This window comes from Nonomuraea sp. NPDC049714, from assembly GCF_044465295.1.
Taxonomy (GTDB): domain Bacteria; phylum Actinomycetota; class Actinomycetes; order Streptosporangiales; family Streptosporangiaceae; genus Nonomuraea.
Genome location: NZ_JBITLM010000001.1, coordinates 949,682 through 975,167, shown reverse-complemented (window position 1 = coordinate 975,167; position 25,486 = coordinate 949,682). Strand labels below are relative to the sequence as shown.

Below are 25,486 nucleotides of genomic sequence, written 5' to 3'. Positions count from 1 at the left end.
ACCATCCCCTCATTGACAGGGGTAATCATGTCATCTCAGCGCACGCCTTTGGGTGCCGAACGTGATCTGGATATGTCCGGAATCGTAGCGTCGCTGGTCAGAGGCGATGAAATTTGATCGGGTACGACACGCCATAGGAGGCCGACGGCGGCCAAGCAGACGCCTGTGGCGCTGAGAAACACCGCCGGCAGCCCGGCGAGCTCGCCCAGCACCCCGCCCAGCACCGCCCCGACGGGCATCCCGCCCATGCCGATCAGGCGGTAGGCGGAGTTGACCCGGCCGAGCAGTTCGGCCGGGATGAGCCGCTGCCGGGTGGAGATGACGAGCACGTTCGCCGCGGCTCCGGCGGCGCCCCACACCACGGCGGTGGGATAGAGCAGCCAATCGATCGGCAGGAGCACGGGGACCAGATGCAGCAGCGCGCTGATCAACCACAGGCCCACCAGTGCCCGGCCCTCGCCGAACAGCTGGGTGACGCGGTCCGACACCAGCGACCCGGCCACCGCGCCGACGGCGAGCGCCGTCATCACCAGCCCGTAGCCGGCCGGCTCCATCCCGATCCGCGACCCCTCGCCGACGACCCACAGCACGAGCACGCCGAAGTAGGCGGCACTGGCGAAGTTGAGCAGTCCGGCGGAGACGGCCAGGGTGCGCAGGAAGCGATGCCCCCACAGGTAGCGCAGCGCCTCGCCGATGTCCCCGGCCATCGACCGCCGCCCGGTGCTCTCGGCAGCGCTCTCGGCCGGGGGCCGGAACCGGCCGCGCATGCCCAGCAGGAGCAGCCCCGCCGCGCCGTACAGGAGAGCGGGAGCGCCGAAGACGGCGGCGGGCAGGAGCGTGACCAGCAGGCCGGCCACGGGCGCGCCGGCGAACTCGTTGCCGATCATCTGGGTGCTCACCACGCGCCCGTTGGCCGTGGTGAGCTGTGCGGGCGTGACCGTCATAGGCAACACCGACTGCGCCGCGACGTCCGCGAACACCTCGCTCACGCAGGCCAGCAGCACGGCCACCAGCATGATCCACAGGTTCATCAGGCCGAGCGCGCCGAGCGCGGCCACCGCCAGCAGGACAACCGCGCGGACCACGTTCGCCAGCACCATGACGCGTCTGCGGTCGAGCCGGTCGGCGATGGCGCCCGCGTGCAGCGCGAGCAGCAGCCAGGGCAGTGTGGCCGCCGCCCCCACCAGCGCCACCTGGACGGGGGAGCGGGTGAACGACAGGGCCAGCAGCGGCGCGCCCACCTTCAGCACACCGTCGGCGAGGTTCGACAGCGCGGTGGAGGACAACAGGAAGCCGAATGATCGGCCGAGACGCGCCATGGCCCACTCCGATAGTGTGTAAGGAAAGTTGTGCATAGGTTCCTTTGCAAAGATAGGTTTGCACACTGATGCAGCGCAAGAGCTTTTCCGCCCGGACTCTCGACGCCAACGCGCTCAAGTCCTTCGCCCACCCCCTCCGCCTGCGCCTGTACGAGCTGCTGGAGGAGCACGGCCCGTCCACCGCCACCCGGCTCGCCGCCCTGGTCGGTCACAACACCGGCGCGACCAGCTACCACCTTCGGGAGCTGGCGAGGCACGAGATGATCGAGGCCGTGCCCGAGCTGGGGCGCGGCAAGGAGAAGTACTGGCGGGTGGTGCCGGGCGGCTTCTCCTACGGCGAGCCGCCCACCGACGCCGACACGGCCGGCGCGCTCGCGTTCCTGCTCGACGAGCTGGTACGCCAGCGTGGCGCGGAGCTGACCCGGTGGCGCGAGGAGAGCGACGGCACGCCGGAGGAGTGGGTCCAGGCCAGCGGCCTCGGCCGCCGCTCCCTGCGGCTCACGGCCGAGGAGACGACCGGGATGCGGGACGAGGTGTTCGAGGTGCTGGAGCGCTACCGCGCGCTCTCCGACCGCCGGATCAGCGCGTCCCCGGCCGCCCCCGGACCCGGCACCGCGCAGGTGATCGTGCACTTCGACGTCTTCCCCGTCGGGGCGGGGGAACGGGACGACGCCTAGCGCGCCTTCCGGCCATGGCGATGAACTGCCCCGCGGTGCTGTGCGTACCCACTGTTGATCGGTGCGTAGCCGGTCAAGTCATACCCGACGACCCGGAAGGGGATGACGGCAGATGCGCTCTCGACGTGGCCGTCTCGTTCTCGTCGCCGCCTGCGGCGCCATCGCGCTCTCCACCGCCGCCTGCACACTCCCCGCCGGCCTGCGCAGCGCCGACACGGCGAGGGTCGCCGACACCGCCTCGCTACCCGTGGAGGAGATCCCGGAGGACCAGCTGGCGCCGCCCGCCACCAGCCTCACCCAACCGGCCGGCGACCCCTCCGCGGTGCCCGCGCCCACCGCGGCGGCGGCCGGCCAGGACGACAACAGCACGTGGCCGACCAAGTCAGGCCCGCTGTCCGCCCTCGACCGCGATCTGATCAAGAAGGTACGGCTCGCCACGCTGTGGGAGATGACGATCGCCCAGGAGGCCATCCAGCGAGCCAACAGCGCCAAGGTGCGGACGATCAGCAAGGAGATCGCCGCCCAGCACCACGAACTGGACAAGGGAGCCCGCGACCTGGCCGAGAAGTTCGGCATCCGGCTGCCGGTCAAGCCCACCGAGGCGCAGGCGGGCTGGATGGCCGACATCACCGGCAGGACCGGCCGGGACTACGACGCCACCTTCGTCAAGTGGCTGCGGCTGGCACACGGCCAGATCTTCCCCGTGATCGGCTCGGTGCGCGGCACCACCCAGAACACGCTGGTGCGCAAGTACGCGGAGGAGTGCAACGCGGCGGTGCTGAACCACCAGCGGCTGCTGGAGAGCACCGGCCTGGCCGGCCCCGACGCCTTCCCGACCCCGCCCCCGGTCTGACCGACGACCGCCGACGCCTTCTCATCAGACCTTCATCTCGCGCAGAGATCACTTTCAGGTGGCCCGGTGACCATGGACGGCGCAGGCCGAGACAGGGAGACGAGTCACCATGATCTCAGTGAAGATGGACGCGGCACTCATGCGGCGGGCGCTGGCCGCGCTGACGGCGATCGGCATCCTCGGCGCCGCGTTCGAGCTCTTCGCCGAACGGCACTGGCGCAGTCCGCAGCAGCTCGTCCCGTGGGTCGCCGTCACGCTCCTCGCCGTCGCCGTGCTCCTGCTGCTGCTCAAGGAGTCGCCCGGGCTGACCCGCACGATCAGGGTGATCGCGGGCCTGGTGCTGCTCGCCTCCGCCTTCGGTGTGTACGCACATGTGGCCGCCAACTTCACCATGGGCTCGTTCGACCAGAGTCTCGACGAGACTTGGGCCGGCCTGTCGGTCGTCACGCAGTACTGGTACGCGCTCACCAAGTCGGTCGGCAGCGCGCCGCCGCTGGCGCCGGGCATGCTCGCCCAGGCGGCCTTGCTGGTGCTGCTGGCCACCTTCGCCGGTACCGGAGCGACGGCGGCGTCACGGCATCGCCGCGTCCTGGCCGACGCCGAGTGACGGCGCTTCCGGGGGGAACAGGTGCTGCCAGCCGAGCTCGACCGATCGGCGGCATCGGTCCGGCCGGTCTCCTGAACTGACGAACAGCGCGGTCAGCATAGGGACGCCGTGGTCGAGCGTCCGGCGGGGCAGCGGGCCGTTGGCGACCAGGGAGACCAGCCCGTGGGCGATGGCCCAGCTCTGGATCGCCAGCTCCAGCGGGACGGTGCCGGAGCCGAAGCGGCCGGCGTCCCTGGCCCGCTGGACGGCTTGGACCATGTACTCGAGGGTCGCGTCCGCGGCCTTGAGGTCTTCGAGGTCGAAGCTGGCGTCGAACATGACCCGGTACAGATCCGGGTGGTCCAGGGCGTTCCGGAGGTAGGCCGCGACCAGGGTGGTCAGGTCGCGCACCGGGTCCGTGGACATCGTCATCGTCGTGAACCGGGCGCCCAGGCGGGTGAAGCCCTCCTGTCGCAGGGCCTTCCACATGCCGTCCATGCCGCCGAAGTAGGTGTAGACGGCCATCGTCGAGACGCCGGTCCCGGCCACCAGCGAGCGCAGGGTGATGGGCTCGCGAGTGCGCAGCATGTGCGCGGCCCGCTCGAGGAGCAGGGTGCGCACCGCCGGATCCTTCGTCCTCGCCATGGGTTCATGATACATAGCATTGCACTGCTATAGTTTCGAGGAACTCGTACAAGGAGGCAGCATGGCCATCACCCTGGTGAACCCCGACGGATTGCCGAAGCCCGAGATCTACCGGCAGGTGTCGATCGCCACCGGATCGAAGCTGGTGTTCGTCGCCGGCCAGGTCGCCCGCGACGCCGACGGTGGCCGGATCGGCGAAGGCGACCTCGCCGCCCAGGCCGAGCAGTGCTTCCTCAACGTCGGCACCGCCCTGGCCGAGGCAGGCGGCTCCTTCGACGACGTGGCGAAACTGACCGTCTACGTCGTCGACTGGACCCTCGACAAGATGCCGCTGTTCCTGGAAGGCGGCGCGCGGGCCTTCGCGAAGCTGGGGGTCACGCCGGTCCCGCCCGCCACGCTGGTGGGCGTCGCCGCGCTGGCCGAGCCCGACCTCCTGCTGGAGATCGAGGCCACCGCGGTCCTCGACTGACCGTTCAGGTTGCCGCACCTTCAGGCGAGCGGGACCTGACGTGACACCCTCCTGCGGTGTACGGCTATCGCCGCTCCGAGGGCGAGGGCGGCATATCCGCAGGTCACGGCCAAACCGGCCCATGGCGGGAGCAGGTAATAGCCACCGAGCGGCGACTGGTCCACGTCCACATGCGCGAACGTGGGGACGCTCTGCGTGATCGCGAACCCGGCGGCAGGGGTGATCATCAGCAGCCACGGCACCAGACCCGTGATCGCCAGCAGGTAGGGCACCACGACCAGCGCGATGGCCAGCCCGATGGCGACGATCCTTCGCTTGACCAGCGCGGCCAGGCCCAGAGCCAGCACGGCGGCGGCCGCGGTCAGCGCCGCGTAGCCGACGATCACCCGCAGCGCGGTACCCGAAGTGATCGGTTGAATCGGGTTCTGATTGGCACGCAAGATCGCCAGGCCGACAGGGACCGCGACCCCCGAGGTCACCAGCCCTGCCACGAACGCGACCGCGCCGACCACCACGGCCTTGGCCGCCAGCAGCCGCGCGGGATGCGGCTCGGCCGACAGACCGGTCCCGATCAGCCCTCGCCGGTGTTCCGCCGTGCAGAACGTGACCGCCACCACGAGCACCAGGATCAGCCCCACAGCGCCGCCGATCAGCATGAGGTCAGCGCGCAGACCGCCCTCCACCGTGGCGGGCCCGATGTCACCGTTCCCGGTCACGAGGAGCTTGTCGCCGGACTCGACCACCCCGCCCGGGTGATGCGGGGTCTTGCCGTCGGACTCCAAGGAGACGCCCACGTCGTCACGCCGCCACGAACCGTTCGCACCCTGCAGCGTGATCTGGTCGAAGGTGGCGGTGGCCTGGGCGAAGGCTTGCGCCATCTGCCACAACACGCCTGGCGAGGTGGCGAACAGCCCGATCTCGACCGTCTCCGGCAGCCCGGCCAGCTCGACCGTGCTGACCTCGGTCCACGTCTTGCCGTCGCCTGACTCGTAGCCGGTGAGGGCGTCGCCCGACCTGGTCAGCCGTAGCCACCGTGTCCCCTGCACAGGACCACCGGCCACATCGTGGGTGAAGTTGTGCTGCATCCGCACACCGTGGCTGCCAGTGATCATGACGGCGGCGTACGGCGCGCCCTGGGTGAGGCTCTGCCTGACCAGGAGTCCGGCCTTCGCCCACGGCACCACCCCCTCCTTGACGGTGCGCACCCCGGGTACGGCGTCCGGCAGCCGCATCTGCCCGGTCATGTCCGACACGCGGGCGGTGATGCTGCCGTTCCCCTTGAGCGGCTGGTGCACGAAGTAGTACTTGTCCTTCACCGCTGTGCCGTCGGGACCCACCAACGGCGCGGGGCAGGGGCCCTCGCCCTTCCCGGTCACGCAGGCGCTGTGGGCACCCCCGGCGATCAGCAGCCCGAGCGACACGGTGACCAGCACGGAGGCCGCCATGGCGAGCAGCCGGCCCCGCACGGAGCGGAACTTGGTCCACTCCGCGCGCAGCAACTGAGGGAAACGGTCCCGCCCGGCCCGCGGGCTGGATCGGTAAGGAGCGAATGAACTCATGCCGACGGTTGTACGCGGCACCCGGTTCCAGCTGGGTCGCAGCCGCTGCGACCCAGCTGGAACCGGGGATCTGCCATCGTTGCCCCATGGCACCTCGACGCGGCGGCCGATACCGCCCCACCCGCACGACGACCGGCGGTGCGTGGCGGTGAGGGTCCTTGTCGCCGAGGACTTCGAGGTCCTCGCCCGTTCCATCGGAACCGGGCTGCGCCGCGAGGGCATGGCCGTCGACGTCGTCCTGGACGGAACCACTGCCCTCGACCGCCTGGCCGCCACCCGCTACGACGTGGTGATCCTCGACCGCGACCTGCCCGGCGTCCACGGGGACGAGATCTGCCGCCGGCTGGCCCACGGCCGCTGTGAGACCCGCGTCCTGATGCTCACCGCCTCCGGCACGATCGAGGACCGCGTCGACGGGCTCAGCCTCGGCGCCGACGACTACCTGCCCAAGCCGTTCGCGTTCGCCGAACTGGTCGCCCGCGTCCGTGCCCTGGCCCGCCGCGCCACCCCGCCGTTGCCGCCCACCCTGGCATGCGGGGACATCACCCTCGATCCGGCCCGCCGTATCGCGTCCCGGGCCGGCCGGCGCCTTGAGCTGAGTCCCAGGGAGTTCGCCCTGCTCGAATGCCTGCTCGCCGTACCCGGCCTGGTCATCTCCGCCGAGGAACTGCTCGAACGCGTCTGGGACGAGGCCGCCGACCCCTTCAGCAGCGCCGTCAAGCACACCATGCACCGGTTACGGGCCAAGCTCGGCGACCCGCCCGTGATCGAGACCATCCGCGAAGGCGGCTACCGCATCGGACCGTCGTGACCACCCAGAAGCTCGCCAGAAGGTCCCTGCAGACGCGGCTCGCGTTCGCCTACGCGGCAGGCATCTACACCGCCGGGGTCTTGGTGCTCGTCTTCGTCGCCGTCCCGCTCGCCAATATCAACGCGACCACCCCTCAAGGGCACCCCGCATCGGGCGCGATCACCGAGACCGGGCCCGGGATCGGCCTGCCCCAACTCCTCACGGGATCCGCCGTGGCCCTGGTCCTTCTGATTCCCATCGCCTTGGCTCTCGGCTGGTTCGTCGCCGGCCGGTTCCTGCGCCCGCTGCGCGCCATCACCGCCACCGCCCAGATTATCTCCGCCGGAGACCTCCACCGGCGACTCGCTCTCGGCGAGCCCACGGACGAGCTGACCGAGCTCGGCCACACCCTCGACGACCTGTTCGCCCGCCTGCAAGCCTCTTTCGACGCCCAGCGCCACTTCGTCGCCAACGCCTCCCACGAGCTGCGCACCCCTCTCGCCGGCCTGCGCACCCTCCTCGAAGTCGCCCTCGCCGACCCCGATGCCGACACCGGCACCCTGCGGTCGGCCTGCCAGGAGGCCCTCGCTCTGGGCGGACACCAGGAGCGGCTCGTCCAAGCGCTGCTCACTCTGGCCACCAGCGAGCGCGGCGTCACCCGCTGGGACACCCTTGACCTCGCCCACGTCGCCGAAGGAGTGCTCGCCTCCCGCCGTGACCGAGCAACGCGGGAAGGCATCGACCTTGCCGAACACCTAACGCCCGCAGTGACGGCCGGAGACCCGAGACTGATCGAAAGCCTCATCGCCAACCTCATCGACAACGCCATCCGCCACAACCGCCCAGACGGGCAGGTAAAGATCACCACGCAGACCTCCGGCACGCAGGTGGCCTTTACGGTCACCAACAGCGGGCCAGTCATCCCTGACAATCAGATCCAGCGCCTCTTTCACCCTTTCCAGAAACTGGCGCCTGATCGTCACGGCGGCCGCGACGGCTACGGCCTCGGCCTGGCCATCGTCCATGCCGTCACGCAAGCTCACCACGCCACCCTTACCACCAGCGCACGCCCAGAAGGCGGCTTGTCCATCACCGTACGGTTCGCGCACGGATCTCATCCGAACCGTCCCTAACGTCAGGTGCGGACTTCCCTTCTGGCGTGGAGACCTGACGGCCGAAGAGACGCCAGGGCAAGCCTCTCTGACGAGGGTCAGGTCGGTCAGCAGCAGGTGAAGCTAAGCGTCGCGGCATGGCAGAACTCCCGGAAACGGGCCAGCCACTCGACCGTCGCCGAGTAATTGCGGGCGAGGTCGTCGCGATGGAACTCGAAGGTGTCAGGTTCTTGAGGGACCGATCCGTCGAGCATGACCCGCCCCCGCCTGGAGCGGTCGCCAGGTAACTGTCCAGGAAGACGGTGATCCGCTGGGCGTCGGCGGCGCTCAGCTCGACCAGGACGTTGTAGCCGAGCAGTTCCAGCGTGTCGACGTGTCTCGAGCGTCAAGGGCGTCGACTCGGCGTATGGGCCCGCCGACGGCTCCGGCGAGATCGGCGCGTCCGCCCAGCGTTCAGGCTTCGGGGCCTCGGATCTCTACCTTGTCCGCAGGCAGCACCTCAACCTCGCCGCCGCGTTCGATCACGGTCACCCGCCGGACGGGCCGAGTAGCGGGGCCATGTCGGAGCGTACGCGGCCGAGCGGCGCGGATCGCCGGTGGTGACGGCGAAATCCGCTGCCGCTGGTGCGCGCTCCAGGCCTGGGAGGTGGCTAGAAGTAGCGCGAGGTCAGGTCGGTCGTCGGCCAGGAGGACACGCCGCCCGTCGCCGTGCCCAGGATCCCGTCGATCGCGCCGAACGATGGCGCGTCGCCCTCCTGCCTGCGGTTGAACAGCGCGCAGTAGCTGACCCCGTGCTGAATCCTGGCCAGGAAGCCGAAGGTGCCCGGCATCGAGCCGTTGTGCCAGGTGTTGAGGCCGCCGGCGTTGTTCGCGCGCACCTGCCAGCCGAGCCCGTACCAGGATCCGCCGGACCCGACGCCGATCTCCGGCTTGGCGAACACCCGGCCGATCGAGGCGGCGTTCAGCACCGGCCCGGCCTTGTCGAAGACGAAGCCCCACTTGACCAGGTCCACGGCCGAGCCCAGCCAGCCGCCGTTGGCGTCCTGGTTGGCCATGTTGAAGCCGCCGTACGGGTAGGGGACCGTCGCGCCGTCGTCGTCGAGCACGCTCTTGCGGGTGTACTGGGACTCGTAGCCGACCTCGGCGGCGAACGCCTGCGCGGCCGTGGAGCGGCCGAGCAGCATCCGGGTGATGCCGGCGGGCGCCAGGATCCGCTGCCTGACGTACGACTCGTAGCTCATGCCGGAGACCTTGGCGATGATCCGGCCGAGGAGCATGTAGCCGTAGTTGCTGTAGGCGTAGCGGGCGCCGGGCGTGAAGTCGAGCTTCCTGGCGGTGGCGTACCGCATGATCTGCTCGTGCCCGATCGGCAGCGGCGCGTCAAGCGCGGCCGAGATGGTGTGGTCGGCCCAGAGCTGGTCGAGGGAGGCGTCGCGGTCCCAGCCGCCGGTGTGCTGCATGAGCCGCCACAGCGTCACGTTCGCCAGCCGGGGGTCGGCGGCGGCGGACAGGCCCAGGAGCTCGGTCACGGGGGTGCCGAGGGTCAGTTCGCCGTCCTGGGCCAGCCTGGCGATCGCGGCGGCGGTGATGCTCTTGCTGAGGCTGGCGATCCGGAACAGCGAGGTCGGCTGCACGAGCCTGCGGTAGCGGGCGTAGGTGTAGCTGCCGTAGCCGCGGGCCAGGAGGATCTTGCCGTTCTTGGCGACGGCGAGCTGCGCGCAGCTGATGTCGCGCTCGGCGATGAATTTCTTCATCGCCGTGTCGAACCCGGCCAGCTGCTGGGGCACCACGCCGGTCGTCGGGAGCGCGGCCGTCCCGGCCGCCCCGGCCGACGCGGGCCAGGAGCCGAGGGCGAGAGTGGGGACGGCGAGTGCGCCCGACTGGATCAGGCGGCGCCTGCTGAGCATGGTCACAAAGGGAATGTCTAACGGAAATCGGCCATCCATGTGCCGACTTTTCGGACATTCCTCATGTCTGGCTGTCGGGCAACGCTCCGGCTGGTGGCGCCCTGCCGCCGATCAGGAAATATCCGTCTTTGTCGCCGCCATGCTCTAGCGTCTCGGGAAGTCGATCACCCCTGGATCATCTGGAGAGCGGGACATGACCTACCTTGAACTGTCCGAGGACGGCGACGGAGCGCACAAGTTCTACGAGGTGATCGTGTCCGGTGCGCAGGTCACGATCACCTACGGGCGCATCGGGGAGAGCGGGCAGACCAAGGTCACCGCCTTCCCCGACCCGGCGAAGGCGCAGGCAGTGGCCGCCAAGAAGATCGGCGAGAAGGTCCGCAAGGGCTACGCGCCCGCCGTGCGCGGCGTCCGGCAGCGCAGGGCGGTCACCCGCAGGGCCATCGCCAGCAGCCGCTCCACCGCCCAGCAGGCGCCCGTCCTGTGGCGCTTCGACAGCGGCGCCTCCGCCTTCGGGATCTTCGTGGACGAGGAGCGCTGCTGGGTCGGCAACCAGCGCGGCGACGTCTACACCGTCACCCACTCCGGCACCGTCACGAATCGCTACCGCCTGCCCGACGGCGTCAAGTGCATCGTCGCCGACGACTTCTGGATCTACGCCGGCTGCGACGACGGCAAGGTGTACGACCTCAGCGGCAAGGTCCCGCGGGCCGCGTACGACATCGCCGCCGACGTGGACATCTACTGGCTCGACATCCACGACGGCATCCTCGGCGTCTCCGACCGCGCCGGGCGGATCACCACGATCGACTACGAGGACGAGTTCCAGTGGGCGCGCACCGGCCGGGGCGACTCCGCCTGGATGGTCAGGTGCGACGAGGACGCCGTCTACCACGGCCACTCCCGGGGCGTCGCCCGCTACGCCGCCGACGACGGCGCGCCCGTCTGGGAGACCGCGCTCGCCGACCAGGTGCTGTTCGGCTGGCAGGAGGAGCACTCCGTCTACGCCGGCACCGCCCGCGGCTCCGTACACCGCCTGGCCAAGGGCGACGGCCGGGTGGAGGCCGTCTACCGCTGCGACGGCGCCGTCTACTCGTGCGCCACCTCGCCGGGCGGCCGTTACGTCTTCGCGGGCGACAACCACTCCTCGGTCTACTGCTTCGACGCCTCCGGCGAACGGCTGTGGAAGCTCGGCACCGGCTGCGGCTCGGCCTTCTCGATGCAGTTCCTCGACGACCGGCTCTACATCGTCACCACCGACGGCTCCCTGGCCTGCATCGACGCGAGCGAGGCCGCGATCACGGCCGCCCGCGCGGGCACCGTACCCCAGCGCGTGGATGTGAAGGCGGCGGCGTCGCTCGCCACGGTCGAGCCGTCCGTCGTGCTGGAGACCACCACCGACACGGAGAACGGCGTGGTCGTGGAGTGCCTGCGCGAGGGCGAGCGGCTGCGGGTCCGCGTCGTCACTCCCGGCCACGAGCCGTGGAACGTGCAGTTCCCCAAGGAGATCCGCGAGCCGGGCGCCCGCTACCTCGTCGACGGCGTCCGCTCGGCGGGACGCGGCGGCTTCTACCGCGTCTACGGGGAGATCCGACGCTTGCTCTGACCCGTGAGATGCGCCCATCGGATGGGTGCCGGTTCAGCCGGCTCATCAAGCTGATGGCGGCTGGGTGAGGCCGGCATGGGGCGCAGGCCCGCCGCGTGCGCGTCGTACGAGGTCGTCGGCCGCTTCCGGCCACTGGGCGTGGTCGAAGGCGAAGCCCGCTTCGAGCAGGCGGCCGGGGACGACCCGGCGGCTCTTCAGCAGCAGCTCGGTGTCCGAGCGCAGCGCGAACGCGCCGAGCTCGGCCATCCACCTCGTCGCGGGCAGGCCGACCGGGACACCCCACGCGGCGCGCAGCACCCGCATGAACGTGCGCTGGGGCAGCGGAGCCGGGGCGGCGAGGTTCACCGGCCCGGCGAGGTCGTCGCGTTCGGTCAGGAACTCGACGGCGCGGACGAAGTCGCGGTCGTGGATCCAGGACACGTACTGTGCGCCGCCCCCGATCGGGCCGCCCAGGCCGAGCCGTGCCATCCGCAGCAAGGTGTCGAAGACGCCGCCGCGACCGGGGCTCATCACCATGGCGGTGCGCAGGCTGACCTTGCGCGTGTCCGGGGTGTCGGCGCGCTCCTGGGCCCCCTCCCAGGCCTTCGCGATCTCGACGCTGTAGGCCCAGTAGCCCGGCACGCCGGGTTCGGCGCCGCCGAGGACGCCGGTCGCCTCGTCGTTGGGCGCGTCGAAGCGGTGGGAGTAAACGGTGGCGGTGCTCATCTGCAACCAGACCCGGGGCGGCCGTGCCGCCGCTGCGATCGCCTCACCCACGACCCGGGTGGAGCGGACCCGCGAGTCCATCATGGCGCGCAGGTTGGCCGCGGTGTAGCGACAGTTGACGCTGCGCCCGGCCAGGTTGACCACGACGTCGCTGCCGTCGATCTCCGCCGCCCATGGCCCCGGGCTCTCGCCGTCCCAGCGGACCTCGCGGTCGCGCACCGGCCGTCTGGTCAGGACCACGACGTCATGGCCCGCCGCGGTCAGCGCGCGATTGAGGATCGTGCCTACCTGCCCGGTCCCGCCGGGTATCACAATCTTCATCTGGTCCCCCAGGCGTCAGGGACGACCCTAGCGCAGGGAGTTGAACACGTTCAAAACCGGGGGCGATCAGCCGAGGACGACCCCTCGGTCTCCGAACCGGTCCACGGCCTCGCTGCCTGTGGCCCTACTGGCCTCCGATGATCGTCACCTGGCCTCCGCGGCCCTCACGACTGTCGCCGCCAAGCTCGTGATCAGCCCGCTGACCGTCCGCTTGCGGCTCGACCGTGCCCAGGCCGGGGTATGCCGTCGTCGAACGTTCTGCCGATCATGCGTGTCGTGCTTGTCCTGCCGGTGAGCCATGCCAGGCTCGGGGGGACGGCCTACCATCGCCCAGTGACCATGGAGCACGCCATGCTCACCACTCAGTTCCTGCCCGGCTCACCGTGCTGGATCGAGCTCGACAGTCCGAACCTGGAGGCCGCGAAGCGATTCTACGGCGGCCTGTTCGGCTGGGAGTTCGAGGAGCAGGTGCCCGAATACGCCTTCTGCCAGGTCGGCGGCCGGAATGTCGCCGGGTTCGGCGCGCTCATGGGGGAGGAGGTCACCTCCGCCTGGATCCCCTACTTCCAGGTGCGGGACTGTGAGGCCAGCACGCGGACCGTCGAGCAGGCGGGCGGCACCGTCGTCATGCCACCGGTGGAGCTGGCGCCTCACGGGGAGATGGCACAGTTCAGGGACCCGGCCGGCGCCCGGTTCGCGATCTGGCGGCCCGCCGGGACCCCCGGCGTGGACCTGGTCAACGAGCCCGGCTCGCTGGCCTGGATCGAGCTGCACGTGCCCGGTGCCACGACCGTCCAGGGCTTCTACGAGACGGTCCTCGGCTGGCGGTTCGAGGAGACGCCGTGGGGCGACACGACCTGCCCGCTGATGTCCCCGGCCGGCAGCGACCGCGACGCCGACGCGGCCCTGGGAGCCCTGGTCCCGCTCCAGCCCGGTGACCCGCCGCACTGGCTGGCCTGCTTCGCGGTGCGTGACTGCGACGCGGCCGTGGCCCGCTGCCGCGAGCTCGGCGGCACGGTCCACGCCCCGGCGGAGGACGTGAAGGGCATGGGCCGGACGGCGTTGCTGGCCGACCCGCACGAAGCCCGCTTCGCCGTCATCTCCACCTGGACGGGACCGGCCTGACACGTGCCCGCGCGGCGGCTACGCCCAGGCGCGGGGGAAGGCGTCGCCGTCCAATCGGTCGCCCGCGGCGAGGCCGAGCGGGTCGGTCACGATGTGCTCGGTCCCGCTGTAGGCGGTCGCCTCGTCCATGTAGATGGTGACGTGCGCGAGCCGGGCCTGGTCGGTGCGGTTGGGCAGCGCCATGTGGCCGGTGTAGCCGCTGTGGAAGGTGCAGTCGCCGGCGCGCAGCGGCAGGGTGACGCGGGGGATCCAGCGCAGGGACGGATCCGCCTCGAACAGGTCCTCCTCGTGGTGGAGATCCTGCGGGCGCAGGCCGGTGCGATGCTGGGTGCCCGGCAGGAAGGTCATGCAGCCGCGCTCCGGCGGAACGTCGACCAGGGCGATCCACGCCGACAGCGGGAGCCGGTCGCCGCTGTGCGGCCAGTACGGACGGTCCTGGTGAAACTCGGTGGCGGCGTTGTTGTGCGGCTCCTTGACCAGCATCTGGTCGTGCCAGAGCCGCAGCGGGAACCCGGCGAGCTGTTCGGCGATCCGGCCGAGCCGCCGGTCGAGCGTGAGCTCCCGCAGCGTCCGGTCACGCTGCCAGACGTTGACGAGCTGGCTGAAGACGCCCTGCCTCTCCAGGCTCTCCGCGCGGTGCGCTTCCAGGAACGCCTCGGCGCCGGCCCGGAAGCGCTCGACCTGCTCCGGTCCGAGTACGCCGCGCACTCGGACGAAACCGTGTTCACGGTACGCCTCCACCAGCGCGTCCGGCACCCTGCCGTCGGCGCCGACGTCGCTGCCGTGCTGCTCGGTCGTGGTCGTGGTCATCACTGGCCTCCAGGGTTCCTGCTGTCGGGATGCTCCCAGCGTCGTCGTGGCGGGCCGTCGTGGGCTAGGCCGATCCCGGCGAGTAGTCGTACGATCCCGACATGCCTGCCACGCTGCACGAGCACGCGCTGTTCGCCGGGGGCCCGGTCCTGGGCGGTGTTCACCACCTGGACGCCGGCATCGAGCCGCACGCGCACGACTTCCTCGAGATCGCGGTGATCGGCGCCGGGCGCGGCCGGCATGTGACCAGCCAGGGCGAGCACGAGCTGCGGCGTGGTGAGGTCATCGTGCTCCGGCCGGGCGCCTGGCACGGGTTCCGCGACTGCGCCGGCCTGACCGTCGCCAACTGCTGCCTGTCCACCCAGGCGCTGCGGACCGAGCTGGCGGCGCTGTCCGACATCGCGATGCTGCGCCGGGTGCTGTGGACCGATCCGGTGGCGTCCGGCACGCACGGTGTGGCGGTCACGGCCGTCGATCCGGCCGCCGCCGAGGAGGCCATCGCGGAGATCGGCCTGCTCGAACGGGACCTGGCAGCCGATCAGGCCCGGCCGGGCCGGGTGCTGGGCCGGCTGGTCACCGTGCTCGGCATCCTGGTCGACGGCCGTGATCCCGAACCGGACACGCCCGGGCCCGCCGTCCATCCCGCCGTCCATCCCGCTGTGGCCGCCACCATCGCCCGGCTGGAGGCGGCGCCCGAGGATCCGTGGCGACTGGATGATCTGGCTCGGGCGGTCAGCCTGGATCCCGCCTACCTGGGCCGGCTGTTCGGGCAGTCCGTCGGGGTGACTCCGCTGGCCTTCCTGGCCCGGCTGCGAGCCGAGCGCGCCGCCTCGCTGCTGGCGCACTCGACCCTGCCGGTCGCGCGGGTCGGCGCCGCCGTCGGCTGGGACGATCCGACGTACTTCGCCCGCCGCTTCCGGACGCTGGTCGGGCTGACGCCCACCGAGTACCGGCGACGTAGCGCACTGGCCGGAGCGGCTGTTAAAAATCACCCTCAAAGTGTTACAACTGCGCCACCTGAACGTTCGGGTGGTGGTCCCGGAGCCGCTGGAGCAGCTCGTGCGGCGCGTTCGAGTCGACCACGATGACGTCGAAGTCGGCCAGCGGCGCGACCCGGTGCAGGGCCACGCGGGCCAGCTTGGAGCCGTCCACGGCCAGGATGCGCCGCCCGCCCGAGCGCAGCATCGCCCGCTTGACCAGGACGATCTCCTGTTCCTGGTGAAAGGCGTACTGGTCGGAGACCGCCGAGGTGGAGACCACGACCACGTCGGTGCTCACCGCGTCGACCGCCTCGACGCAGCCCAGGCCGAGAAAGGAGTCATGGGTGGCGTGATATTCACCGCCGAGCGCGATGAGCCGGATGCTGGGATTGCCGGCGAGCAGCCTGATCGCCTCCAGGAAGTTCGTCACGACGGTCAGCGGCGCCGCCTCGGCCAGGTGACCGGCGACGGCCAGGGCCGTGGTCGAGTCGTCCAGCATGACGGAGCTGCCCGGCTCGATCAGGCCGGCCACCAGCCGTGCGATGGCGTCCTTCTCGGCGGTGTGGGCCGTGAGCCGGTAGGCGATGTTGCTCTCCCAGACGTTGGAGGCCTGGGCCGTGACGCCGCCGCGCACCTTGCGCACCATCCCCTGGCGCTCCAGCTCGTCGAGATCGCGGTGGACGGTCATCACACTCACGGCGAAGCTCTCGGCGAGCTCGGTCACCGAGGCCGAGCCCTGTCGCACGATGTGCTCGGCCATCTCCTGTCGCCGCGCGGACCTACCGGAGATGTGCTGCCGTGCGTTCACCTGAGCTCCCACCTTCTTCCGGACGGTCGCGAATCTTACTCTTGACACCCCACTTGGGCGACTCATACCGTCCCTTTTAACAATTTCGGCGTTAAGTTAACACTCACGCAACATGGAGGTGGGGTATGGGCTCCGTGCGGCCTTACGGCCTGTCCTGCGACCACCGCGCGACGCCGCTCGGCACGGAGGTAGGCACCGGCGCCTCCGCACCGCTGCTGTCCTGGCGGCTCAGCGGCGCCGACCCGGTGGCCTGCCTCGTGGAGGTGGACGGCCTGTGGTCGAGCGGCCGGCTGGACGATCCCGCCGCGATCGGCGTCAGATACGCCGGGCCGCCGCTGCGCCCACGCACCCGGTACACCTGGCAGGTCACGCTCTGGGCCGGCGACGGCACGTCGAGCACCGCACGCTCGTGGTTCGAGACCGGGCAGGACGCCTGGACGGGATCCTGGATCGCGGCCGACCCCGACACCGTCGAGCACGTCGATCCGCCCACCGAAGGCGACCTGGCGCTGCGCGACCACGGCCTGTCGGCCTGCCCGCAGCTGCGCCGCGCCTTCGAGCCCCGCTCACCGGTGGTGGCGGCCCGGCTGTACATCAGCGCGAAGGGGCTCTACGAGGCCAGGATCAACGGCCACCGCGCGGGTGACGCCGAGCTGGCTCCCGGCTGGACGGACTACCGCCGACGCATCCAGTACCAGACCTACGACGTGACGAGCTGTCTCACCGAGGGCGAGAACGTGCTGGCCGTCACGCTCGCCGACGGCTGGTGGAGCGGATTCGCCGGGTTCGACCCGCGCCGTCCCGGCTACCACTACGGCACTTTTCCCGAGCTCATCGCCGAGCTGCACCTCACCTACGCCGACGGCACGGCCGAGGTCGTCGCCACCGGCCCTGCTGAGAGCGTCGCCACCGGCCCTGCTGAGAGCGTCGCCTCCGGCCCTGCTGAGGTCGTCGCCTCCGGCAACGGCTGGCGGGCCGGCCGCGGCCACGTCCGCTACGCCGACCTGCTCAAGGGCGAGTGCCACGACCTGCGCGCCGCCACGACCGGCTGGCAGCTGCCCGGATTCGACGACTCCTCCTGGAGCCCGGCCGTGGTCACCGGCCACGACCACGCGCCGCTGGTGCCGTCGCCGGACGAGCCCGTCAGGGCGGTCCGCGAACTGGCCCCGGTCTCCGTCACCCGCACCGGCCCCGGCACCCACCTGGTCGACTTCGGGCAGAACCTGGCGGGCCGCGTCCGCGTGGCCGTACCGGCTCTGGAGCCCGGCGCGCGGGTGACGATCAGGCACGCGGAGACGCTCGACGCCGCGGGCCGTCTGGACACCGCGAACCTGCGTACGGCCGACGCGACCGACGTGCTGATCAGCGCGGGACCCGCCACCGTCTTCGAGCCCGGCTTCACCTACCACGGCTTCCGCTACGCCGAGATCACCGGCGTTGAGCACCCCGGCGAGGTCACCGCCGTGGTCCTGCACAGCGACACCCCCTGGACGGGCACGTTCGAGTGTTCCGACCCGGAGCTCGACCGGCTCCAGCGGAACATCGAGTGGGGGCAGCGCGGCAACTTCGTCAGCGTCCCGACCGACTGCCCGCAGCGCGACGAGCGGCTCGGCTGGCTGGCCGACGCGCAGGTGTTCCTGCCGACCGCCTGCCTCAACGCCGACGTGGCCGCGTTCTTCGCCAAGTGGCTGCGGGACGTGCGCGACGCGCAGACCCCGCAGGGCGGCTTCCCCAACGTCGCGCCCCGGCTGAGCGGCGTCGCCGAGGAGGGCGCGCCCGGCTGGGCGGACGCCGGGGTCCTGATCCCCTGGCACCTGTACCGCGTGTACGGCGACGCCCGCTTCCTCGACGTCGACTCGATGGCCGCCTGGGTCGACTTCGTCCAACGGCACAACCCGGACCTGATCTGGCGCGCCAGAACCGGGCCGCACTACGCCGACTGGCTGTCGCCCGGCCCCGCCACCCCGCGCGAGCTGCTGGCCACGGCCTTCTTCCACCGCAGCGCCGACCTGACCGCCAGGGCCGCCCGGATCCACGGCCGGACCGCCGACGCGGAGCGGCTGAGGACGCTCGCGGACGACATTCGCACCGCCTTCATTAAAACGTTCGCATCGGCGTCGGGGAGGCTCACGGGTGACACCCAGACCGGGTACCTGCTGGCCCTCGCCTTCGGCCTGCTGCCGCCGGAGTGGACCGCTCCCGCCGCGCGCCGGCTCGCCGAGCTGGTCGAGGAGCACGGCCCGCAGACCGGCTTCCTGGGCGTGAACCTGCTCTGCCCCATCCTGTCCGAGCACGGCCGCGACGACCTCGCGCACGCGCTGCTGAACCGTACCGCCCCGCCGTCCTGGCGCTACCAGGTACGGCACGGCGCCACCACGATCTGGGAGCGGTGGGACGGCGCCGGCGCCCCCTCGATGAACTCCTTCAACCACTACGCGTTCGGCTCGGTCGGCGAATGGCTGTACGGCGGCGTCGCCGGCATCGGCCAGGCGCCGGACTCCGTCGCGTACCGGGAGCTGGTGATCCGCCCGCTGCCCGGCGAACTGACCTGGGCGCGAGCCTCTTACGAGTCGGTACGCGGCCGTATCGCCGTGGCGTGGGAACGCGCCGGCGGGGACTTCCACCTCGCCGTGACCGTCCCGCCCGGCGCGACCGCCACCGTCCATCTGCCCGACGGGCAGACCCACCAGGTGCCCTCGGGGGATCACACCTTTCGCACGACCGAGGAGACGACAGCATGACCGATCTGCGCGACGCCAGAATGAGCCGCAACCAGTTCTTCCGCATGATGGGCGGCCTGGCGGTGGCGGCGGCCGCCACCGCCTGCTCCACCAAGCCGGACACCGCCGCCACGACCGGTGGCCAGAGCACCACGACCGAGCTGAGGTTCGTCGGCGTCGCCGACCAGAAGGCGCCGATGGACAGCCTGCTGGCCGCCTACCAGCAGGCCAAGCCGTCGGTGCGGATCAACGCCTCCTTCGCGCCCACCGACCAGGTGCAGACCTCCGTGCGCACCCAGCTCGGCGCGGGCAACGCGCCCGACCTGCACGTGGTGTACCCGGGCAGCGGCAGTGCGATGTCGATGTCCCAGATCGTGCAGGCCGGCCTGCTGGCCGACCTGTCCGCCCAGCCGTGGACACAGACGATCCCCGCCGGGTTCAAGCCCGCCTTCCAGATCGACGGCAAGACCTACATCTACTCCGCCGGATCCTCGGTCATCGGCGCGATCTACAACAAGAAGGCCTTCGAGAAGGCGGGGGTGGAGGCGCCGCCGACCACCTGGACCGAGTTCCTCGCCGTCTGCGACAAGCTGAAGAAGGCCGGCATCACCCCGATCGCGCTGGGCGCGCAGACGGCGTGGGTAACCCAGCTGATCACGTACGCGCTGGTGCCCTCGACCGTCTACGCCAAGGACCCGACGTTCGACGACAAGCAGCTCGCCGGTCAGGCGACCTTCGCCGACTCCGGCTGGCGTCAGGCCATGGAGATGTACCTGGAGCTGCAGAAGCGCGGCTTCTTCAACGACAAGCCGAACGGCACCACGTTCGAGCAGCAGATCTCCATGGTGGCCACCGGCAAGGCCGCCATGGCGGTCCAGGTGTCGGCCGTGCTGCCCGACTTCCGCAAGGCGGCGTCCGCCCCTGACGACCTGTCGATGTTCCCGGTGCCGGGAGCCGACGACGCCGCCTCGGTCTGGATCCCCGCCGGCGTCGTCGTCGGGCTGGGGGCCAGCGCCAAGGGCAAGAACGTGGAGGAGGCCAAGGCGTTCATCGACTTCCTCGGCAAGCAGGAGAACATCAACGCCTGGGCCAAGGCCATCGCCGCCATCCCGCTCACCCAGGACGCGGGCTCGACCATCGACCCGGCCGTGGAGTCGTTCCTGCCGTTCACCAAGGACCGGGCGGTGCCGTTCATGGACCAGCGCTGGCCCAACGCCGAGGTCCAGCCGGTGCACTTCGCGGTCGTGCAGGAGCTGCTCGCTGGCAAGGCCACGATCGACGAGGCGCTGAAGAAGATGGACGAGGCCTACCAGAAGTGACCCCCATCGCCACCGCGAAGTCCGCCCGGCCGCGCCCGGCCTCCCCTCGGAGGCCGGGCCGGCGGCGGCGCTTCAGCGTCATCACCCCGTCCTGGCTCTTCGCCGCGCCCGCCCTGTTCGTCTACGCGCTGGTGGTGCTCTATCCCGCCATCAGCGGCGTGTTCTACGCCTTCACCGACTGGAGCGGGATCGGCGAGGACATGTCCTTCGTCGGGCTGGCCAACTTCCGCACCCTGCTGGACGACGAGCAGGCCATGGGCTCGATCGGCAACACGCTGCTGCTCACCGTGGCCATCGTGGCCGTGCAGAACGGCATCGGGCTGCTGCTGGCCCTGGGCGTGCACGCCAAGCTCAGAAGCAGGGCGCTGCTCCGGGTGATCTTCTTCGCGCCCGTGGTCGTCAGCCCGGTGATGGTGGCGTTCCTGTGGAAGTACATCTACAACCCCGATCCGTCGGCGGGCCTGAACGGGCTGCTCGGCCTGGACGTGAACTGGCTGGGTGACCCGTCGGTCGCGCTGTGGTCGGTCGCGGGCATGGTCGTGTGGCAGTACGCCGGCTACTCCATGGTCATCTTCCTGGCCGGGCTGGAGGGCGTACCGAAGGAGCTGCACGAGGCGGCGATGATCGACGGCGCGGGCACCTTCCAGCGCTTCCGTTACGTCACCTGGCCGCTGCTCGCCCCGGCCCTGACGATCAACATGATGCTCTCCACGATCGGCGGGCTCAAGCTGTTCGACCAGATCTTCGCCACGACGAACGGCGGCCCCGGCTACGCCACGGAGACGCTGTCCACGGTGCTGTACAAGCAGGCGTTCGTCTTCGGCAAGTTCGGCTACAGCACCGCCATCGCCCTCGTGCTCGCCCTGTTCGTGGCGGCCGTCTCCCTCGTCCAGGTCTACTACCTGCGCAACCGCGAGGTGACCGCGTGAGAAGAACGTTCCTGCTCGAAATCGTCATGATCGCGGCGGCGGTGGCCTTCCTCTTCCCCGTCTACACGCTGGTCGCGCTGTCCCTGAAGGACCCGGCGCAGATCTCGCAGACGCCGCTGGCCCTGCCCGCCCCGCCCACCCTGGACAATTTCGCCAACGCCTGGTCGGCGGCGGCGCTCGGCCCGTCGCTGATGAACAGCACCGTGATCACCGTGGTCAGCCTGATCGCGCTGATCGCCCTCGGCTCGTTCGCCGCCTACTACCTGGCCCGGGTGAAGAGCCGCCTCGGCTACGGCCTGTACATCCTGTTCCTGCTGGGCATCGTGCTGCCGTTCCAGCTCGGCATGATCCCGCTGTACGAGCTGGTCACCGACCTGGGCCTGATCGGCACGCACACCGGAATGATCATCTTCTACACCGGCATCCAGCTCCCGTTCACCGTCTTCCTCTACACCGGCTTCATCCGCGCGCTGCCCGCCGACTACGCCAGCGCCGCCCAGATCGACGGCGCCTCCCAGCTGACCGCGTTCACCCGGGTGGTCTTCCCGCTGCTGCGGCCGATCACCGGCACCGTGCTGATCCTCAACGCGGTCTTCATCTGGAACGACTTCTTCACCCCGCTGCTCTACCTCGGCGGCTCGGGCTTCGAGACGGTCCCGGTCAGCGTCTTCGCCTTCGTCGGTCAGTACGTCTCCGACCACGGCCTGGTCTTCGCCGGGCTGGTCCTGGGCGCGCTGCCGATCGTGGCGGTCTTCCTGGTGCTGCAGCGCTACGTCATCAAGGGCTTCGCCAGCGGGCTCAAGGGATGAACGTCTTCGACGTGCTCCGCGAGCCGCCCGCCTCCCACTCGCCGGCGGCCATCTGGTGGTGGAGCGGCGAGCCGCTGCGCCGGGACAGGCTGCGCTGGCAGATGGAGCGCCTGGTCGCCGGGGGTGTGCGCAACCTCGTCATCCTGAACCTGGCCCCGTCCGGGCCGCTGTTCGGCGCCGACGCCGACGACCCGCCGTTCCTGTCAGAGGCGTGGTGGCGACTGCTCGACGAGGTCTGCGCCGACGCCGCAGACCTGGGCGCCTACCTGTGGTTCTACGACCAGCTCGGCTTCTCCGGCGCCGACCTGCAGGCGCGCCTGGTGCTGGAGCATCCGGAGTTCGCCGGTCAGTGGCTGGCCGCCGACGGGTCGGTCTCCGTCCGCGGTTTCGACTACCTGTCCCGTACGGCCTGCGCGGTGCTGCTCGACCGGGTGCACGGGGAGTTCGAGCGCCGCCTCGGCCACTGGTTCGGCAAGGTGATCGCCGGGTCGTTCCAGGACGAGCTGCCGACCCTGCCCACCTGGTCGGCCTCCTTCGCCGAGGAGTACGCGGCCAGGCGCGGCCGGGAGTTCTCCATCGCCGACCCCGACTGGCAGGCGTACCAGGTCACCCGCGCCGAGCTGGCCGAGGAGGCGTTCTTCCGCCCGCTCGCCGCCTGGCACGAGCGCAACGGGCTGCTCAACGGGTGCGACCAGCAGGACCCGGCCCGCGCCGGGCATCCCGTCGACGGCGTGCGACTCTACGCCGACTACGCCCGTACCCACCGCTGGTTCAGCGCGCCCGGATCCGACCACCACGGCGACGCGCGCCTGCACTCCTCGCTCGCCCACCTGTACGGCAGGCCCCGGACCTGGATCGAGGCCTTCCACTCCAGCGGGTGGGGCGGCACGCTGGAGGAGACCTTCGACTGGCTGCTGCCCTGGCTGCGGGCCGGCGCCACCCTCTACAACCCGCACGCGGTCTACTACACGACCAAGCGCGGCTGGTGGGAGTGGGCGCCGCCGTCCACCGACTGGCGCCAGCCGTACTGGCGGCACCACCGCGTCTTCGCGGACGCGGTCACCCGGTTGTGCGCCGCGCTGTCGCTGGGCAGGCACGCCTGCGACGTCGCCGTCCTGCTCCCCACCGCGACCGCGCAGGCGGGCACGGCGGGCACGGCGGACCCCGGCCCGGACGGCGACGCGGGGCGGGCGCAGCGGGTGTACCGGGAGATCGTCGGGGACATGGCGTGGTTCGCGACCGTCCCCGGCGCGCTGGACCGGCTCTGCCTCGACGCCGACGTGATCGACGACGACTCGGTGCGGCGCGCGGCCGTGACCGGCGGGCGGCTGACGGTCTCCACCGAGGCCTACCGGGCTCTCATCCTGCCCGCCGTCACCGTCATCGACGAGGACGTCGCGGCCAGGCTCGACGAGTTCGTCAGCGGCGGCGGCCTGCTGATCGCGGTGGCCGCGCTGCCGGACTCGCCACGGCTGCGGGCTCGGTTCGAGACGGGCGACGCTCTGTACGTCGAGTCGAGCGAGCGGCTCGGCGAGGCGCTGGCCGGGCTCGTCCCCCGGGTCGAGGCGCCGGTGCCGCCGCTGGTGCGTGAGGTCGGCGACACCACGCTGGTGTTCCTCACCGCCACGTCCCCCATGGCCAGCCGGATCGGGGTGGGCCGGCCCGAGGAACGCGGCGTGGAGCTGGGCTGGCTGGACGCCGCCATCGACTTCGACCCCGGCAGGTACGCGCGCGAGATGCGGGTCAAGGTCAGGGGCGTCTCGGGCACTCCGCTGCTGGCCGGCCTCTTCGGCGGCGAGCCGAGGGCGTTGCCGTACACGATGGACGGTGACGCGGTGGAGGTCGTGGTGCCCTTCGACGACGCGCCCGCCGCGCTGCTCGTGTTCGACGGAAGTCACGTCCCCGCCGGCCCCCCGCCCGCGCCGTACCTCCAGGAGATCGACCTGGGCGAGGAGTGGGCCGTCGAGCTCGTCCCGACGCTGGACGACACCTGGTCGGACCTCGGCAGCAGCGCCACCGTCGAACGCTGGACGCTACGCACGCCGGACGGGGAGACGGCGCACGCGACGTTCGGCCCCCGCGGGGAGCAGCGGGTCGGCGACGGCCCGTGGACACCCTCGGTCTGGTCGGACTCGCGCGGGCTGCGCAAGGACCCGATCCACCGCGACACGCTGGGCCCGAAAGGGCACGTACCAGGGGATTTCCTCGCCTTCGGCCGGGTCGAGGCGGGCGGACGGGCCCGTTTCCGCAGCCTGCTCACCGTGCCCGAAGGGCGGCAGGCGTGGCTGGCCGTCGGCGCCGGCGCCGCGAAGACCGTCTGGCTGGACGGCGACGAGCAGCCGCTCGACGACGCGGGCTACGCCGCGGTGTCGCTGTCGCCGCTCACGCCCGGCGACCACGCGCTGGAGCTGCTGCTCGTTCCCGACGAGGAGCTCGATCTGCGGGCTTACGTCTGCCTGGTGGCCGATCCGGCCGACGCGGTCCGGCCCGAGTGGATCGGCGGCTCACCGCTGGAGACGACGGTGCGTGTCGGCCGGCCCGAACTGATCCAGGTCGCCTCCACCGCGCCCTGCGTCCTGTACGTCAACGGCGCGGAGGCGGGCAGGCAGGGCGGTTTCGACCCGTACGAGGAGGCGGACATCCCCCGGGTGCGCCGCTACGACGTGGCCCACCTGCTGCGGCCCGGCGACAACACGATCCGGGTGGAGTCCGACGGCTGGGTGCTGGTCGACGGGCTGGTCGTCTCCGGTCCCGGCTGGTCGTCCCGGCCGCGCGTACGGCGACGCCAGCACGGTGACCCGGCGGCGCTGTACCTGCGCCCCCGGCCGCATCCGCTGCCTGAGGCGGGCTGGCTGGACGGACGCCCGGCCGCGCTGCCCGCCGGGTTCGCGGTGCCGGGCAGCCGGTCCGGCGTCGAGCGCTTCCTGCTGGACCCGCCGCCGGGGGTGACCGGCATCCAGGTGGACGCGGCGGGCACAGCGGCGGGTTCTGTGGAGATCGTCGACGGCCGCGAGCTGAGGGTGACGACGACCCCCGGCGCTCGTTCCGGCGCGGCGCTGACCGGTCCGGTCCGCTTCACCTGCGGGCCCGGCCGGATGCGGCTCGGCGACTGGGAGGAGCACGGGCTGGCGGGCTACAGCGGCGGCGTCCGCTACCGCACCACGGTCAACGCCACGGGCGGTCCCGGCCTGATCGACCTGGGCCGGGTCCGGGGCACCGCCGAGGTGACCGTGAACGGGCGGCCCTGCGGGATCAGGGTGTGCTCGCCGTACACCTTCGACGTCCGGCTCGACGACGGCGACAACACGATCGAGATCCTGGTCCTCGGCACCCTCGCCCCCTACCTGGACGAGGTGAGCCCCACCCACTTCGTCTTCCCCGGGCAACGTGTCACCGGCCTGTTCGGACCCGTACGCCTGCGCCTGCCCTGAGCCGCC

The 25,486-nt window shown here is 71.1% G+C and carries 22 protein-coding genes; 14 read left to right on the top strand and 8 right to left on the bottom strand.

The genetic code is table 11. From position 1 onward, the window contains the following. Positions 1 to 35: 35 nt before the first annotated feature. Positions 36 to 1,319, bottom strand: a complete 1,284-nt coding sequence (locus tag ACIBQX_RS04665; RefSeq protein ID WP_397000582.1) for an MFS transporter — start codon at positions 1,317 to 1,319, stop codon at positions 36 to 38. Positions 1,320 to 1,387: 68 nt separating this feature from the next. Between ACIBQX_RS04665 and ACIBQX_RS04660 the strand changes: the two genes are divergently transcribed. From ACIBQX_RS04660 to ACIBQX_RS04650, 3 genes are all read left to right on the top strand, one after another. Continuing rightward, entirely contained in the window at positions 1,388 to 1,996 is a 609-nt protein-coding gene (locus ACIBQX_RS04660) for a helix-turn-helix domain-containing protein (RefSeq protein ID WP_397000580.1), read from the top strand. 112 nt (positions 1,997 to 2,108) lie between these two features. Further along, the gene (locus ACIBQX_RS04655; protein WP_397000578.1) at positions 2,109 to 2,849 is read left to right on the top strand and encodes a DUF4142 domain-containing protein; all 741 of its coding nucleotides are present in this window, start codon (positions 2,109 to 2,111) and stop codon (positions 2,847 to 2,849) included. Positions 2,850 to 2,958: 109 nt separating this feature from the next. Beyond that, entirely contained in the window at positions 2,959 to 3,456 is a 498-nt protein-coding gene (locus tag ACIBQX_RS04650) for a hypothetical protein (protein WP_397000576.1), read from the top strand. Here ACIBQX_RS04650 and ACIBQX_RS04645 read toward each other — a convergent pair. Beyond that, a complete protein-coding gene (locus ACIBQX_RS04645) occupies positions 3,421 to 4,080 on the bottom strand; it encodes a TetR/AcrR family transcriptional regulator (RefSeq protein ID WP_397000574.1) in 660 nt (219 codons plus the stop codon). The genes ACIBQX_RS04650 and ACIBQX_RS04645 overlap by 36 nt on opposite strands. A gap of 61 nt (positions 4,081 to 4,141) precedes the next feature. Between ACIBQX_RS04645 and ACIBQX_RS04640 the strand changes: the two genes are divergently transcribed. Beyond that, positions 4,142 to 4,549 (top strand): RidA family protein, encoded by a 408-nt coding sequence (locus tag ACIBQX_RS04640; protein ID WP_397000572.1) that lies wholly within the window; start codon positions 4,142 to 4,144, stop codon positions 4,547 to 4,549. 20 nt (positions 4,550 to 4,569) lie between these two features. Here ACIBQX_RS04640 and ACIBQX_RS04635 read toward each other — a convergent pair whose 3' ends face one another. Beyond that, a complete protein-coding gene (locus tag ACIBQX_RS04635) occupies positions 4,570 to 6,108 on the bottom strand; it encodes a hypothetical protein (protein WP_397000570.1) in 1,539 nt (512 codons plus the stop codon). Between the two features lie 148 nt (positions 6,109 to 6,256). Between ACIBQX_RS04635 and ACIBQX_RS04630 the strand changes: the two genes are divergently transcribed. Both ACIBQX_RS04630 and ACIBQX_RS04625 read left to right on the top strand, forming a co-directional pair. Further along, entirely contained in the window at positions 6,257 to 6,919 is a 663-nt protein-coding gene (locus ACIBQX_RS04630) for a response regulator transcription factor (RefSeq protein ID WP_397000568.1), read from the top strand. Continuing rightward, complete coding sequence (locus ACIBQX_RS04625; RefSeq protein WP_397000566.1) at positions 6,916 to 8,031, top strand: sensor histidine kinase; 1,116 nt, start codon at positions 6,916 to 6,918, stop codon at positions 8,029 to 8,031. The genes ACIBQX_RS04630 and ACIBQX_RS04625 overlap by 4 nt, the downstream gene beginning before the upstream one ends. 86 nt (positions 8,032 to 8,117) lie before the next feature. Here the strand turns inward: ACIBQX_RS04625 and ACIBQX_RS04620 are convergent, their stop codons facing one another. After that, complete coding sequence (locus ACIBQX_RS04620) at positions 8,118 to 8,264, bottom strand: hypothetical protein (RefSeq protein ID WP_397000564.1); 147 nt, start codon at positions 8,262 to 8,264, stop codon at positions 8,118 to 8,120. 396 nt (positions 8,265 to 8,660) lie between these two features. Further along, on the bottom strand, positions 8,661 to 9,917 hold the full coding sequence (locus ACIBQX_RS04615) for a serine hydrolase domain-containing protein (protein ID WP_397001538.1): 1,257 nt from the start codon (positions 9,915 to 9,917) through the stop codon (positions 8,661 to 8,663). 193 nt (positions 9,918 to 10,110) lie between these two features. Between ACIBQX_RS04615 and ACIBQX_RS04610 the strand changes: the two genes are divergently transcribed. Further along, positions 10,111 to 11,523 carry a WGR domain-containing protein gene (locus ACIBQX_RS04610; protein WP_397000562.1) on the top strand — a complete coding sequence of 471 codons (1,413 nt, stop codon included), beginning with the start codon at positions 10,111 to 10,113 and terminating at the stop codon, positions 11,521 to 11,523. A gap of 45 nt (positions 11,524 to 11,568) precedes the next feature. Here the strand turns inward: ACIBQX_RS04610 and ACIBQX_RS04605 are convergent, their stop codons facing one another. Next, complete coding sequence (locus ACIBQX_RS04605; protein WP_397000560.1) at positions 11,569 to 12,549, bottom strand: TIGR01777 family oxidoreductase; 981 nt, start codon at positions 12,547 to 12,549, stop codon at positions 11,569 to 11,571. Between the two features lie 339 nt (positions 12,550 to 12,888). Between ACIBQX_RS04605 and ACIBQX_RS04600 the strand changes: the two genes are divergently transcribed. Further along, positions 12,889 to 13,674, top strand: a complete 786-nt coding sequence (locus ACIBQX_RS04600; protein ID WP_397001536.1) for a VOC family protein — start codon at positions 12,889 to 12,891, stop codon at positions 13,672 to 13,674. An 18-nt stretch (positions 13,675 to 13,692) separates the two neighbouring features. Here the strand turns inward: ACIBQX_RS04600 and ACIBQX_RS04595 are convergent, their stop codons facing one another. Further along, positions 13,693 to 14,484, bottom strand: coding sequence for a phytanoyl-CoA dioxygenase family protein (locus tag ACIBQX_RS04595; RefSeq protein ID WP_397000558.1), 792 nt, complete (start codon positions 14,482 to 14,484; stop codon positions 13,693 to 13,695). A 101-nt stretch (positions 14,485 to 14,585) separates the two neighbouring features. On the opposite strand from ACIBQX_RS04595, the gene ACIBQX_RS04590 reads away from it, so the two are divergent. Next, positions 14,586 to 15,572: an AraC family transcriptional regulator gene (locus tag ACIBQX_RS04590; protein ID WP_397000556.1), complete on the top strand. Its 987-nt coding sequence runs from the start codon at positions 14,586 to 14,588 to the stop codon at positions 15,570 to 15,572. Here the strand turns inward: ACIBQX_RS04590 and ACIBQX_RS04585 are convergent. Beyond that, complete coding sequence (locus ACIBQX_RS04585) at positions 15,487 to 16,272, bottom strand: DeoR/GlpR family DNA-binding transcription regulator (RefSeq protein WP_397000554.1); 786 nt, start codon at positions 16,270 to 16,272, stop codon at positions 15,487 to 15,489. The genes ACIBQX_RS04590 and ACIBQX_RS04585 overlap by 86 nt on opposite strands. 125 nt (positions 16,273 to 16,397) lie before the next feature. On the opposite strand from ACIBQX_RS04585, the gene ACIBQX_RS04580 reads away from it, so the two are divergent. From ACIBQX_RS04580 to ACIBQX_RS04560, 5 genes are read left to right on the top strand one after another with little or no spacing between them, the layout of a single operon-like run. After that, complete coding sequence (locus ACIBQX_RS04580) at positions 16,398 to 19,013, top strand: family 78 glycoside hydrolase catalytic domain (protein ID WP_397000552.1); 2,616 nt, start codon at positions 16,398 to 16,400, stop codon at positions 19,011 to 19,013. Further along, on the top strand, positions 19,010 to 20,311 hold the full coding sequence (locus tag ACIBQX_RS04575) for an extracellular solute-binding protein (RefSeq protein WP_397000550.1): 1,302 nt from the start codon (positions 19,010 to 19,012) through the stop codon (positions 20,309 to 20,311). The genes ACIBQX_RS04580 and ACIBQX_RS04575 overlap by 4 nt, the downstream gene beginning before the upstream one ends. Next, positions 20,308 to 21,240, top strand: coding sequence for a carbohydrate ABC transporter permease (locus ACIBQX_RS04570; RefSeq protein ID WP_397000548.1), 933 nt, complete (start codon positions 20,308 to 20,310; stop codon positions 21,238 to 21,240). Before ACIBQX_RS04575 ends, ACIBQX_RS04570 begins: the two co-directional genes overlap by 4 nt. Continuing rightward, entirely contained in the window at positions 21,237 to 22,049 is an 813-nt protein-coding gene (locus ACIBQX_RS04565) for a carbohydrate ABC transporter permease (protein ID WP_397000546.1), read from the top strand. The genes ACIBQX_RS04570 and ACIBQX_RS04565 overlap by 4 nt, the downstream gene beginning before the upstream one ends. Beyond that, positions 22,046 to 25,480, top strand: coding sequence for a hypothetical protein (locus tag ACIBQX_RS04560; protein ID WP_397000544.1), 3,435 nt, complete (start codon positions 22,046 to 22,048; stop codon positions 25,478 to 25,480). Before ACIBQX_RS04565 ends, ACIBQX_RS04560 begins: the two co-directional genes overlap by 4 nt. Positions 25,481 to 25,486: the final 6 nt, after the last annotated feature.

What these genes read in the sequence shown, in the direction of transcription:
- ACIBQX_RS04665 (WP_397000582.1), bottom strand. Translation starts at nt 1,319, where the DNA reads ATGGCGCGTCTCGGCCGATCATTCGGCTTCCTGTTGTCCTCCACCGCG.
- ACIBQX_RS04660 (WP_397000580.1), top strand. Translation starts at nt 1,388, where the DNA reads ATGCAGCGCAAGAGCTTTTCCGCCCGGACTCTCGACGCCAACGCGCTC.
- ACIBQX_RS04655 (WP_397000578.1), top strand. Translation starts at nt 2,109, where the DNA reads ATGCGCTCTCGACGTGGCCGTCTCGTTCTCGTCGCCGCCTGCGGCGCC.
- ACIBQX_RS04650 (WP_397000576.1), top strand. Translation starts at nt 2,959, where the DNA reads ATGATCTCAGTGAAGATGGACGCGGCACTCATGCGGCGGGCGCTGGCC.
- ACIBQX_RS04645 (WP_397000574.1), bottom strand. Translation starts at nt 4,080, where the DNA reads ATGGCGAGGACGAAGGATCCGGCGGTGCGCACCCTGCTCCTCGAGCGG.
- ACIBQX_RS04640 (WP_397000572.1), top strand. Translation starts at nt 4,142, where the DNA reads ATGGCCATCACCCTGGTGAACCCCGACGGATTGCCGAAGCCCGAGATC.
- ACIBQX_RS04635 (WP_397000570.1), bottom strand. Translation starts at nt 6,108, where the DNA reads ATGAGTTCATTCGCTCCTTACCGATCCAGCCCGCGGGCCGGGCGGGAC.
- ACIBQX_RS04620 (WP_397000564.1), bottom strand. Translation starts at nt 8,264, where the DNA reads ATGCTCGACGGATCGGTCCCTCAAGAACCTGACACCTTCGAGTTCCAT.
- ACIBQX_RS04615 (WP_397001538.1), bottom strand. Translation starts at nt 9,917, where the DNA reads ATGCTCAGCAGGCGCCGCCTGATCCAGTCGGGCGCACTCGCCGTCCCC.
- ACIBQX_RS04610 (WP_397000562.1), top strand. Translation starts at nt 10,111, where the DNA reads ATGACCTACCTTGAACTGTCCGAGGACGGCGACGGAGCGCACAAGTTC.
- ACIBQX_RS04605 (WP_397000560.1), bottom strand. Translation starts at nt 12,549, where the DNA reads ATGAAGATTGTGATACCCGGCGGGACCGGGCAGGTAGGCACGATCCTC.
- ACIBQX_RS04600 (WP_397001536.1), top strand. Translation starts at nt 12,889, where the DNA reads ATGGAGCACGCCATGCTCACCACTCAGTTCCTGCCCGGCTCACCGTGC.
- ACIBQX_RS04595 (WP_397000558.1), bottom strand. Translation starts at nt 14,484, where the DNA reads ATGACCACGACCACGACCGAGCAGCACGGCAGCGACGTCGGCGCCGAC.
- ACIBQX_RS04590 (WP_397000556.1), top strand. Translation starts at nt 14,586, where the DNA reads ATGCCTGCCACGCTGCACGAGCACGCGCTGTTCGCCGGGGGCCCGGTC.
- ACIBQX_RS04580 (WP_397000552.1), top strand. Translation starts at nt 16,398, where the DNA reads ATGGGCTCCGTGCGGCCTTACGGCCTGTCCTGCGACCACCGCGCGACG.
- ACIBQX_RS04575 (WP_397000550.1), top strand. Translation starts at nt 19,010, where the DNA reads ATGACCGATCTGCGCGACGCCAGAATGAGCCGCAACCAGTTCTTCCGC.
- ACIBQX_RS04560 (WP_397000544.1), top strand. Translation starts at nt 22,046, where the DNA reads ATGAACGTCTTCGACGTGCTCCGCGAGCCGCCCGCCTCCCACTCGCCG.